The sequence below is a fragment of the Serratia sp. TMDUHS_CL genome, assembly GCF_037137105.1.
Classification (GTDB): Bacteria; Pseudomonadota; Gammaproteobacteria; order Enterobacterales; family Enterobacteriaceae; genus Serratia; species Serratia nevei.
Map to the genome: position 1 here is coordinate 486644 of NZ_JBBBDV010000003.1, position 12728 is coordinate 499371.

The window sequence follows — 12728 nt, forward strand, 5'->3', positions numbered from 1 at the left end:
ATGTGGCTGGCAGTCGACGGCAAAATAAAGTACCGGGCGATCGTGAGCGATCTTGACGGCACCTTGCTCGATCCGTCCGGGAATTTATCCGATGTGACGGTGGAAACGCTCAACATTTTACAGCGTCGGGGGTTGGAAATCGTCATTGCAACGGGGCGCTGCGATGCGGATGCGCGCGGGATCGTGGATGGGCTGGGGTTCTCGCCGGTGATCGTTTCTTGCAACGGCGCGATGGTCAACATCGAAGGGCAGGCGGTGGCGGATAGAAGCTATTTTTTGCCCGCAGAGCTGCAAACCGGGCTGATCGATTTTTTATTCGCCAGCCCGTTCCACGTGACCCTGTTCACCCGAGAGGGCTGGATGATGGCCGAAGAGAACCCGCATTTTTCTGACTACGTCAAAACGTCGGGCGTGGCCTGCCGCTATGTCGAGCCTGAGGCCATGAAGCGGCAGCGGATATTGAAGGTACTGGTGCATGGCGACGCGGCGCCGATCGAGACGCTCTTTGACCAGGTCAACCAGGCCTTCGGCAAAACGCTGTCCATCTGTAAGTCCTCCACGGAAACGATAGACATCATGGATAAGCATATTTCCAAGGCCAGAAGCGTGGCCGACTATTTGAATTCCAAACAGATAGCGATGCGCGATTGCCTCTCTTTCGGCGATGCGATGAACGATCTGGACATGCTGCGCTGGGCCGGAACGGGCGTGGTCATGGGCAATGCCATGAGCGAATTGAAACGCGCTCTGCCGTTGAATCCGGTGGCGTTGCCCAATAGCCGCAATGGCGTCGCAGACTATCTCTGTCGTGAATTCGGTCTGTTCTGACGTTTTCACCGGGCGAGGTTTATTGGCAGACATAAGGAGGTGAACGAACAGTGAGGGTTTCATTTTCTCAAAACGGAACACTTAGATTAATGCAAAGGAGCGAGTATGAAAGAACTGACTGAAGCAGAAGTTATGGCGGTATCCGGCGCGGGCATCGCTTCCGACGCCGGCAAAATCCTGGGTACGGGTATTGGCGCCATCGTGGATGCCGGCACCGGTCTTTTCGGTATCCATGCGGATGCGTCAAACGCCGGCGCAAAACTCGGTGAAGGCATTGGCGCCGTCATCGATGCCGGGATTAGCGCGTTCTCGCAGTTGTTTGGCCGCAAATCCTCTTGAGCCTCTAATGAAAAGTGCCCGCAAGGGCACTTTTAAATCAACCGCGAGCGCGGTGCAGGGAACGGGGCGGGAGGATGAATGGCAAATAAAATCATGCTGATTATGGTTATCAATCTTTTTGTGGCGGTGGCATTGGCGGTGTTTAACGTCATCTATATCCAAAAGAAGATGGATATCCGCTACCCCAGTGACGCCACCCCCTTTCAGGTCGCGGAGAAAGCGCAGGCCAGAATCCTGTCTATGAGACAGACCGCGGTGTTTTTAAACAACAATCCCGTGGTGGCGTTTACGTTGGAAATTACTGCCAAGCGCAGGCAGTTCACCCTGACGGATCATCGCGAGGTCGTGCTCTATGTCGCCATGAGTCGTTATCAGGAGAACCGCATTTATAGCGTGCTGGTGGGCGAAAACGAGAACGATGTGATGTTCGAAAAAGACAGCTTCGGCTACCCGATATTATTTCATCACGCCTCGTGAGGCTGTTGATGCCCGTTTGCCGCCGCGCCGGCCTGCGAGGGCGGGGCAACGCCAACTATCGTGGGGGAAAAATGTTAAAGATCTCCGCTTATATTACCTTGATTTGGCTGGCGTTGGCCGTCTGCCGGTACGCCGCGGCCAAGGAGGAAGACACCTGCTTCGCCGATGAGCACCCAGCATTACAGACGGTGATCCCTTGCTATAACCAGCAACTGGCCACGCTGCCCCTGTCATTTTCGTTAAAAAGCGTGGAGAGCGGCCAACACGCGGAAATTCGTCATTATCGGCTGATGTCGCAATCCTGGTCGCCGCAAGACGCGATCCGGCCGACGCAGTGGTGGCACGACGTGGACATTTATATTCCCAACGGGGCATTCACCGGTAAAGCGTTGCTGGTGATGAGCGAAGACTGCGCGTGCAGCGCCGCCGGCCCGGGAACGTCGGGCAATCAAAAGCCGGCGTTTTCAGCTGAGGCGCTGGCGGCGCAGAGCAAAACGGTGGTGGTGGTGGTCAATCGGCTGCCTTACCCGTACCTGGAATACCAAAATGAGGGACGGCGCCGTTCAGGGGCGGATAGCCGGGCGAGGGGATGGCGATTGTTCCTGGATGATGCCGATGAATATTTGATGATGCCGCTGCATATCCCGATGACGGCGGCGCTGTCGCAAACCATGACGCTGGCGCAGCGCGAATTGCGCCAGTGGGGGATAGACAAATTTATCGTCGCGGGCGTGTCGGAGGGGGGAACCACGGCCATGCTGACGGCGCTTTCAGATGAGCGCATCGATGCCGTGGCCGCCATTTTCCCTGAGGGGATCGCGGCGCGGCAGGTGATGAAGCATACCTATCGCACGTATGGCGGGCGTTGGCCTTTGGCGTTTCATCCTTATTACCAACTGGGCATCGATCGGCGCATAGAGACCCCGGCGTTTGACAAGCTGATGCAGATTGAAGATCCCATCGAATATCCCCCTCTGGCCGAGCACGGGCGGCCTCCGGCACCGAAGTATTTCATCGTCGCCGGCGGCGACGAACGCTATCCGCCCGACAGCACGCGGTTTTATTTGAATAAGCTGCCGGGGGAGGTCTCGATGCGAGCCATCGCCGGCGACGAGCGCACGGTCCCCGAACGCGCCGTTCTGGCCTTGGTCAACCGTCGTCAGCGTGATATTGCGCTACCGACGATCGAGGTGCAGAGCAACGCCTCAGAGACGGCGCTGCGCACGCTCCGCTTTTCCGAGCCGCCGATCAGGGTGTTGCGCTGGACTGCGCATAACCGCACGGCCCGAGATTTTCGCTACTCGTGCGGCGTGCGTTATACCTCGGCGCCGCTGGAGGCGAACCGCGGTGAATTTCGGCTGAACGCCCCTGCACAGGGTTGGGAGGCCACCTTTATCGAAGCCGAGTTTAGCGACGGGTATATCGCGACCTCGCCGGTCTTTATCACCCCTGACGACCGCTACCCGATCGCCGCACCGGCGGGCGATGGCCTGGCGTGTGAAACCTTACCGGGTCGAGGGCTGGGGGAGGATTATCGCCATGACGATTAGTCCCGCTGAAAATAAGACGGAAAAGCGTTTACTGTGAATTGAACGTCAAGAGAACGCGGCTACATCGCTGAATTAACCTGCGTCAGAAGGGAACCGTTGATGATCGGCGGCGCCCTTTCTGCAGCATGATTACGCTGATTTATTGTCGGCGTTTTCTTATTTAAGAGAAAACTTCCCTTCATATTTCACCTCTTCTGAACGCTTAATCGTTATTGCCCTATCCGGTTTCGCCGTCGACGCGCCGCAGCCCCTTAGCAAGAATCAAAAAACTCTCCAGTCATTGGCTCCCGCGCGGCGTCTTTCATTTTTGTGACAACTCATCCTTACGCACATTCATTGAAGAGGAAATGAGTGGTTTATCTTGTGGATGGTGTATGAAGCATGCTGATAAACCTTTCCTTTTCGGCCAGAGGAATGAATCAAGAAACGCTTTTTTTTTGGTTTTTTTAAAATAAAAATAAGAATGATGCCAATTCGATTCGGGGTAATTATCTTTTCTCATCTTTACATTGATTTTATGTATTGCTAAAGAGGGAAAGCCAAGCATAATTAACTGTGAAAGGGGCGGAGCTCCTATTCGCCTTATCACGGATTAGCCGTGATAGGGATATTTTTAAGTTTGTCCAATCAAAAGGAGAAGTACCCATGATGGAAAAAAAAGTGATTATGTTGGCATTGGTTGCGGCGAGTTTTTCGAGTGCTTTGCCGGCCCTGGCGGCAGACGGGCAGGTTAATTTTACCGGGAATATTGTTGATGCCGCGTGCAAGGTCACAAATGACTTGAGTAATCCATTAAATGTTGTTCTGGGCGATGTGGCCCGAACGGCATTTGCGGGGGGCAAGGGATCCACTTCCTCGGCGACTAAATTTACGCTGGAAGTGACGGATTGTCCGGATACGGTAAAAAGCGCCACCGTTAAGTTCGACGGCGCGGCCGATAATGGTGACAACAACGTATTGCAGCTGACCCAGGAAACGGATGTCGCCACGGGCGTTGGCATCCAGCTGTCTGATATTTCTAATAATGTTCTTCCGCTTTACACGGCCTCAACGGCCTATCCGCTGGCTTCCGGCAGCGGCGTGAAAAACAATCTTGATTTTACCGCGCGTTATATTTCCACGCTTGCAGATGTGACTGCCGGTAAAGCCAATAGCGTCGCGACCTTCACGCTGAATTACAACTGATAATATTTTCTTGCCCGCTGGTTTCCAGCGGGCCGTATTGCCTCGGAGATAATATTATGCGGTTTAATTGCTGCAGTGCCCTAATGGGATTCATTTTATTATTATTTTTTTCTACGGCGCAGGCCGGTGTGGTTGTCGGTGGAACGCGAGTGATTTTTAACGGTGAAAAAAAAGAAGCCTCAATCAGCGTCGACAACCCGGACAACGAACCTTATTTAATCCAGTCCTGGCTGGATAATCAACAGAGCGGCGTGGATAAGATAGCCTTTATCATTACGCCGCCTTTATTTCGTCTGGATGGGCATCAGGAGAATATGCTGCGCATCGTCCGCGTCGGCGATGACTTGCCGAAGGATAAAGAGAGCCTGTATTGGATGAATATAAAGTCCATTCCTTCGACAGAACACACGGGTAAGTCGAACACGTTGCAAATCGCGGTAAAAACGCGCCTCAAACTGATTTATCGCCCTGCGGCGCTGCTCAAACAGGTTCCCGAGGATGTGACTCAACGGTTGACGTGGCAGCGCGTCGGCAAGGAATTAAAACTCACCAACCCCACGCCGTATTATATGAATTTTCATTATGTTCGCATCGGCGGGCGCGAAATGAAAGAGGTGACTTATATCGCGCCGATGAGTAGTGAAATGTTTTCATTGCCGGTTTCTGGCGCGTCGTCGGTCAGTTGGAAATTAATTAACGACTACGGTGGCACCGGCAAGGAGCATCAGTCAGGTATTTAACCGCCAGGGGATAGGCGGCAGAAGGGAATAACGAATTCAATAATGGAGCTAATGAATGATAACTCGTCAGCGTAGAGCAGCGAAGCGGGATGCTTGGCTGAAGCGCATCGTCTTATTCACGGCAACCACGGCGGTATGCGGCAACATGGCCAACCCCGCCTTTTCCCGTGACTATTTCAATCCGGCGTTGCTGGAAACGGGGCGTTCGGGCCAACAGCCTGTTGACCTGTCGGTGTTTGAAAACGGCAACCAGGTGCCCGGCAAGTATCGGGTGGATATTTGGGTGAATGACATGCTGATGGAGACGCGTGATGTTCGGTTTGTCATCAAGCCCGGCGGCGACGATAAAGCCGGCCTGCAGCCTTGCCTGACGGGGGAGGATTTACAACGGCTCGGCGTGAAGATCGAGCGGTTTCCCGCATTGAACCGCGCGGAAGAGTGCGCGAATTTGGCCGCCATCCCGCAGGCCTCGGCGCAATTTCAATTTAACCGCCAGCGGCTGGTGCTGAGCATTCCCCAGGCGGCGTTGGAAAATCGGGTGCGTGGCTATGTACCGCCCGAACTGTGGGACGAAGGGATGCCGGCGATGCTGCTTAATTACGGTTTCACCGGCAGCAACAGCAAGGGGCGCGATCGTTTTACCCAGAGCGCAAGCAGCTACTACCTCAACCTGCGGCCGGGGTTCAATCTGGGGGCCTGGCGGGTGCGGAATTACACCACCTGGAGCTACAACAGCGGCGGTGGCGGGCGGCAGTCGGAAGATCGCTGGGACACCGTCTATACCTACGCCCAGCGCAATATCATCAGCCTGAAGAGCTTGCTCACGCTCGGTGAAAGCAGCACTCCGTCCGATGTGTTTGACAGCGTGTCGTTTCGCGGCGCGCAGCTGGCCTCCGATGACGACATGTTGCCGGAAAGCCTGCGCGGCTATGCGCCGGTGGTGCGCGGCATTGCGCGCAGCAACGCGCAGGTGGTCATTCGCCAAAACGGTTATGTCATCTACCAGAGTTATGTCGCGCCGGGCGCGTTCGAGATTTCTGACATGTATCCGACCGGCGGCAGCGGCGATTTGGACGTGACGATCAAAGAGGCGGACGGCAGCGAACAGCATATGACCGTGCCTTTTGCCAGCTTGCCGGTATTGCAACGCGAAGGGCGCCTGAAATACGCACTGACGTCCGGCCAATATCGCACTTACGATCACAGCGTGGAGAAAAAGGTTTTCTCGCAGGGCAGCCTGATTTACGGCTTGCCGGCCGGCTTTACCCTCTATGGCGGCGGGCAATTCGCCGGCCCGTATCAATCCTTGGCCTTGGGGGTGGGTAAAAACCTGGGCGAGTTCGGCGCCCTGTCGGTGGACGCGACTCAGGCCTGGGCGAAACAGGAACATCAGCCGAAAAGCGACGGCCAGTCGTGGCGCGTGCGCTACAGCAAAAACATCGTAGCGACCGGCACGAACTTCGCCATTGCCGGCTACCGCTATTCGACCAGCGGCTATTATGGGCTGCAGGAAGTGCTGGACACCTACCGCAGCGGCAACCGCTACGCCCTGACAGACCGCCGTAAAAACCGCGCCGAGATTACGCTCAACCAGAATTTATGGGAGGGGGCGGGGTCGCTTTCCCTCAGTGCGGTCAGCGAAGATTACTGGAATTCCGAGCGCAACATGCAATCGCTGAGCGCGGGTTACAACAATAGCTGGAATGGCATCAGTTACGGTTTTAACTACAGCTACAACCGTAATTCACAGGCGATTTACGGTGACTCAGACCGGGGACAACGGCGTATTTACGATCGCGACCAACTGTTTGCCTTCAATATCAGCGTGCCGTTGGAGAAATGGCTGAGCAACACCTACGCCACCTATAGCCTCAATACCAGCCAAAAAGGCAATACCAGCCATACGGCGGGGCTCAACGGCACGGCGCTGGCCGGCAACAACCTCAACTGGAGCGTACAGGAAGGGTATGGCAATCAGGGCCAGGGCAACAGCGGCAATGCCAACCTTGACTGGCGCGCCACCTACGGCGAACTCGTCGCGGGATACGCTTACGATCGCAGCCAACAGCGCGTCAACTATGGCGTGAAAGGGGGCGTGATTGCCCACGAAGACGGCGTCACCTTCGGCCAGCCTTTTGGCGAGACGGCCGCCCTGGTGACGGCGGCCGGCGCCAGCGATGTGGCGGTCGGTAACCAGGTCGGGGTGAAAACCGATTGGCGCGGCTATGCCATCGTTCCTTATGCCACCCCTTATCGCAACAACTCGATTCGTCTTGATGTGGAGAGTTTGCCGGATGATGTCGATCTCGCGCTGACCAACCAGTCGGTCACGCCTACCCGCGGCGCGGTAAGCCGGGCGAATTTCAAGGCGCAAGTCGGCAAAAGGATCCTGATGAGAGTCACGGATCCACATGGGGTGCCTCTCCCTCTGGGGGCCAGCGTCCGCGATGCGGATCATTCGGCGCAGCCGTTCCTGATTGGCGGGGATGGGTTGGTTTATCTGTCCGGCATGACGGAACAAGGCCGGCTCATCGTGCAGTGGGGGCGAAATGCCGAGCATCAGTGCCGCATCAGCTATCAACTGCCGGCGGAGAAACCCGCTGCAGGGATCCAAACCCTCAATGGCGTTTGCCAATAGATCTCGCTCCGTATCCATCATGACTTGTTAAGTGAGAGTGAAAATGAACGTTTTTATCAGGATATTCGGTTACGGCGCTCTGCTATGGCTGGCGACGCTAACGACGGTGGCGTATGCCGGCACCTGTACCACCAACGCGAAAACCATCCGCATGGGGTTGCTGACGCTGGCCGTGGATCCGCGTATTGAAATCGGCGAACAGTTGGCTGTCCGTACGGAAAACAGCATCAGCGGCACGACGTTTTCTTTTCTTTGCTCGGGCTCGGTGGCCTATCGTTCCCTGTCGCCGCTGACGCCGAGTGCGCTGCCCGGCGTGTTTGAAACGGGCATCGACGGCGTAGGCGTGACGATTTCGGACCTGTGGCAGAGCAATAAGAACGTGCCTTTCAATACGGCGATTTCGCCCAACCTGCTGACGCCGTGGATCAACCGCAATGATGTCAGGCTGACGTTTATCAAAACCGGCCCGATTAAAACCGGCGGTGATATGGGGGGGAAGATTATCGCCAGATATTATCTGGACTCGACCTCGGTATTGGACTTGAGCATTTCCGGCATGAAGGTCATTCAGAAAAGCTGCCTGGTGGATTTGAATTATAAAAATCAAACGGTGGACTTAGGCAGCCCAAAACGCAGCGAATTTAATGGGGTCGGCAGCAGCGCGGTGTCTTCCGAACGTAACTTCTTCGTGGTCCTGCAATGCCAGGAAGACAATATTCCGGTACAGGTGACGTTTGAAGCGGCCGGAAATTCGCCGGGCGTAGGCATGATCGCTATTGCCGACGGTTCTGATGCGGCAAAGGGCGTTGCCGTGGAGGTCCTGGACGAGAACCGTAATCCGCTCACGTTTTCCCGGCCGATTAACTATCACACCGCTGCCGAAAAAGAGATCAGAATTCCCTTAATGGCGCGTTATAAGCAGACGGGGGACATTAGCCCCGGGCAGGCCGATGCCGTCATGACATTCACCATTACGCAGAATTAAGGGAGCCGCATCAAAAATATAATGCCGTCTTTTCCCGCGGCATTATTGGTGGCATCCGGCGCTGCAGGCCGATGCCAATGCAATGACAACACGCATGTATGGCTGTGTTTGTCCGTTTAAATATGGAGATTAACCAATGAAAGAACTGTCTGTTATCGAAATGAATGAAGTGTCAGGCGCCTATTCCTGGGATATGAGCAATGGGCTGGCCGGCCTGATTGGCAGCGCCGTCACCAATGCCGCGGAAGCCGTTTCGTCCGTTGCTTTGGGCGCCGCGGTCGGCAGCATGGCGGGCGCCGTCATCGGCGGTAAGCACGGCGGCGACGGCGGTGGTCTGCTGGGCGTCGGCTCCATTGGCCAGGGCGTTGGCATGGTCGCTGCGGGTATTCTGGGTGGCGTGGCCAGCGGCGTGGCCGCGGCCGTTGTTGGCTGGGATACCACCCTGGAATACTCCAAAAAAGGCCTCGATGGGCTGATTAACGGCACCATCAGCTAAATCAATATTGCTGTCCAAGGCCGCAGCGCTCGCGCTGCGGCTGTCTCCCGGTCAGGCATGCGCAGGTCTTCCTATGAGTGATAATAAGAGCAGAAATATTTTCCGCCAGGAGGCGGTCAATTATCAACGTCAAAGATGGACCGGCAGAGCGCTGCTGATTTCCGGCGCGTCCAGCTCTGTGATTGCCGTGACGTGCCTCGTTTTTATTCTTATTTTGGCGAGCGCGCTCTATTTTTGTGAATATACGCGCAGGGTGGATGTCGAGGGGGAGGTGATCAGCATTCCGCATTCGACGAACGTTTTTTCTTCCCAATATGGCTATGTGAATCGGTCTTTCCACCAGGCCGGTGATGTGGTGGAAAAAGACGAGCCGCTGTATATCATCGATGTTTCCAGAAGCACGGCCTCGGGTAATGTCAGCCATATTGCCGCGGGTGAAATCAACAAGCAGATCGGCAATCTGGATTCGATCATCAGCAAGCTGAAAAAAAACAAAGACGCGATGCTGGAGAACCTGAGAAAACAGATCGACAGCTATGAGATAGCGTATAAAGAAACGGAAAAACTTAACCTCAGTGCCAGAGACGGCATGGAAAAAATGAGGGAGAGTTTGAAAAACTATGAGCATTACCTGACGAAAGGGCTGATTACCAAGGATCAGCTGAATTATCAGCGTTCGCTCTTTCAGCAACAGCAGAGTTCCTATCAGGCGCTCAACAGCCAAAAGATTCAGCAGAATATCCAGCTGTCGCAGCTGCGCAGCGATCTGCTGATTCGCGCCGCCGATTACGACAATCAAATATCGCAAAGCGAATCGCAACGCAGCGAGCTGCAACGCCAATTGGCGGAATCCAACGCCGGCGACCAGGTGATTATCAAGGCGCCGCTGAAGGGGAAAATCGAGTCGCTGAGCGTGACCGCCGGGCAGGTGGTCGAGAGCGGCAGCAGCCTGGCGCAGATCAAGCCGATTGAGAACATCAAATATTATCTGGTGTTGTGGCTGCCGAATAACAGTTTGCCCTACGTGAAAATCGGCGATGGCATCAACATTCGCTACGAGGCTTTTCCCTCGGACAAGTTCGGCCAGTTTCCGGGGCGCATTGAATCCATCTCTTCGGTTCCGGCTTCTCCGCAGGAGATGGCGGAATACAGCAGCGGCAATAAAAGGGAGCGAAACGCCTACTACAAAGTGTTGGCGTCCATCAGCGACACGCAATTCAGCGACAAAGGGAAATATCTGGAGATCAGCAGTGGGCTGCAGGCCAGGGTGATTGTGTTCCTGGATAAGAAACCGCTTTATCAATGGGCGGTCGCGCCTTTGTATGACATAAAAAACAGCGTAGTGGGGAGAGTCGATGAAGGATCATAATCTTTTTGAACGGATCAACGAAAAGTTAACGTTCTCTCTGCGTAAACGGGTGCCGAGCATCTTGCAGTCGGAGTCGTCGGAGTGCGGCCTGGCCTGCCTCGCGATGATCTCTTCTTATTACGGATTTAATGTGGATATGCTGAGCCTGCGGCAGCGATTCGGCATTTCCACCCAGGGCGCGACTCTGGGCACCCTGTCACAAATTGCGGCGCAAATTCAGCTGAAGACGCGGGCCTTGTCGCTGGACATCGATGAAATCAATCAGCTGAAAACGCCCTGCGTATTGCATTGGAACATGAACCATTTCGTGGTGCTGGTTAAGGTTCAGCGCGCGGGCTTTGTGATTCACGACCCTGCCTTCGGGCGCCGAGTGATTGGCCTGCAAGAGATGTCGAACCATTTTACCGGCATTGCGCTGGAGCTGTGGCCCGACAAGGCTTTTCAGCAAGAGACCTTAAAAACCCGTTTACGCCTGCTGGATTTGATGAAAAACATCGAGGGGCTGCCGGGGACGCTGCTCAAGATTTTTGCCTTATCGCTCGTCATTGAGTCGGTCAACCTGCTGCTGCCCGTGGGGACCCAGCTCGTGACCGACCATGTCATTCAGGCGCATGACTACAGCTTGCTGACGGTCATCTGTTTGGGGCTGATCTTCTTCACCCTGTTTCGCGCCGTGGTCAGCATCGCCAGGGCCTGGATTTCCATCGTGCTGGGGACGCTGACCGATATCCAGTGGAAGACGACGCTGTTCGAACATCTGCTGAAGCTGCCGCTGGACTTTTTCGAGAAGCGGCACCTGGGGGATATCCAATCGCGGTTTTCCTCATTGGATGCGATCAGAACCACCTTTACCAATAATATCGTCGGCGGGATCATCGACGGCATCATGACGGTCGGCTTGTTCGTGATGATGATGGTCTATGGCGGCTGGCTGGTCTGGGTGGTGTCAGGCTTCACCCTGGTCTACATCCTCATCAGGATGATGACCTACCGCACCTACCGCCAATTCTCGGAGGAACAAATCGTCAAGGCGGCCAAGGCCAACTCGCATTTCATGGAGACGCTGTACGGTATTTCCACGGTCAAAGCGCTGGGCATCAAGGAAACGCGCTCCAGCTATTGGCTCAATTTGAATGTCGATGCCGCCAATACCAATATCAAAATCACCCGTTTCAATATGATGTTCGGCGGGATCAATACCTTTATCACCACGCTCGATCAGGTGGCGATACTTTGGCTCGGCGCCATGATGGTCATCGACAATTCTATGACGCTCGGCATGTTCATGGCGTTCAACGCCTATCGCGGCCAGTTCTCGCAGCGGGCTTCCAGCCTGATCGATCTGGCGATCGGCCTGCGCATGCTGTCGCTGCACAATGAGAGGATATCCGACATCGTCTTTACCGATGCGGAGGCGGAGTCCGCGCCGCGGCAGGTCTTCGAACCGGGCAAGGGGGTTGCCGTTGAGGTTAAAAACCTTACCTATCAATATGACGCGCTGTCCCGGCCGATCTTTAAAGACCTGGATATCCGCATTGCCGCCGGCGAGAGCGTCGCCATCGTCGGGGCGTCAGGCGTGGGGAAAACCACCTTGCTGAAGGTCATGTGCGGCTTGCTCAACCCAACCTCGGGAGAGATCCTGGCCGACATGATGGATATCCATAAAATCGGCGTGAATAACTACCGCAATGCGATCGCCTGCGTGCTGCAGGACGACCGGTTATTCTCCGGCTCGATCGCGGAAAACATCAGCGGCTTCGAGGTCAACGCCAATAAAGAGTGGATTGTGGCCTGTGCGATGCACAGCAACATTCACGAGGAAATCATGCAGATGCCGATGGGTTACGAAACCCTGATCGGAGAGCTGGGGAACGGCATCTCCGGCGGGCAAAAGCAACGTTTGTTTATTGCACGCGCCCTCTACCGGCGACCAAGCGTGCTGTTTATGGATGAAGCGACCAGCCATCTGGACGTTGAGAATGAATTGGCGATCAATCGGGCGATATCTTCGCTGAATATCACGCGCGTGATTGTCGCCCACAGAAAATCGACGATCGACTCGGCGGATAGGGTGGTGGCGCTGGGGGCCGCGAGCGGCGGCTAACGCTCGCCCGGCAACCC

The 12728-nt window shown here is 55.2% G+C and carries 11 protein-coding genes; all 11 read left to right on the top strand.

What is annotated here, in order from left to right:
- The 11 genes from WCL58_RS09355 (at position 1) to WCL58_RS09405 (ending at position 12711) form a co-directional block, all read left to right on the top strand.
- The gene (locus WCL58_RS09355) at positions 1 to 828 is read left to right on the top strand and encodes a Cof-type HAD-IIB family hydrolase (protein WP_060420458.1); all 828 of its coding nucleotides are present in this window, start codon (positions 1 to 3) and stop codon (positions 826 to 828) included.
- A 105-nt stretch (positions 829 to 933) separates the two neighbouring features.
- On the top strand, positions 934 to 1167 hold the full coding sequence (locus tag WCL58_RS09360) for a hypothetical protein (RefSeq protein ID WP_038872255.1): 234 nt from the start codon (positions 934 to 936) through the stop codon (positions 1165 to 1167).
- 78 nt (positions 1168 to 1245) lie between these two features.
- Entirely contained in the window at positions 1246 to 1644 is a 399-nt protein-coding gene (locus WCL58_RS09365) for a hypothetical protein (protein WP_060439610.1), read from the top strand.
- A 71-nt stretch (positions 1645 to 1715) separates the two neighbouring features.
- Complete coding sequence (locus WCL58_RS09370; protein ID WP_336850971.1) at positions 1716 to 3194, top strand: PhoPQ-activated protein PqaA family protein; 1479 nt, start codon at positions 1716 to 1718, stop codon at positions 3192 to 3194.
- 645 nt (positions 3195 to 3839) lie between these two features.
- Positions 3840 to 4379, top strand: a complete 540-nt coding sequence (locus WCL58_RS09375; RefSeq protein WP_038872246.1) for a fimbrial protein — start codon at positions 3840 to 3842, stop codon at positions 4377 to 4379.
- Between the two features lie 56 nt (positions 4380 to 4435).
- Positions 4436 to 5119 (top strand): fimbrial biogenesis chaperone, encoded by a 684-nt coding sequence (locus WCL58_RS09380; protein WP_084827581.1) that lies wholly within the window; start codon positions 4436 to 4438, stop codon positions 5117 to 5119.
- Positions 5120 to 5174: 55 nt separating this feature from the next.
- Complete coding sequence (locus tag WCL58_RS09385) at positions 5175 to 7757, top strand: fimbria/pilus outer membrane usher protein (RefSeq protein ID WP_336850973.1); 2583 nt, start codon at positions 5175 to 5177, stop codon at positions 7755 to 7757.
- Positions 7758 to 7800: 43 nt separating this feature from the next.
- Positions 7801 to 8742 (top strand): fimbrial protein, encoded by a 942-nt coding sequence (locus WCL58_RS09390; RefSeq protein WP_060420468.1) that lies wholly within the window; start codon positions 7801 to 7803, stop codon positions 8740 to 8742.
- 136 nt (positions 8743 to 8878) lie between these two features.
- Positions 8879 to 9238: a hypothetical protein gene (locus WCL58_RS09395; protein WP_060420470.1), complete on the top strand. Its 360-nt coding sequence runs from the start codon at positions 8879 to 8881 to the stop codon at positions 9236 to 9238.
- Between the two features lie 73 nt (positions 9239 to 9311).
- Entirely contained in the window at positions 9312 to 10607 is a 1296-nt protein-coding gene (locus WCL58_RS09400; RefSeq protein WP_060439614.1) for an HlyD family secretion protein, read from the top strand.
- The gene (locus tag WCL58_RS09405; RefSeq protein ID WP_100396942.1) at positions 10594 to 12711 is read left to right on the top strand and encodes a peptidase domain-containing ABC transporter; all 2118 of its coding nucleotides are present in this window, start codon (positions 10594 to 10596) and stop codon (positions 12709 to 12711) included. Before WCL58_RS09400 ends, WCL58_RS09405 begins: the two co-directional genes overlap by 14 nt.
- The last annotated feature ends 17 nt before the right edge of the window (positions 12712 to 12728 follow it).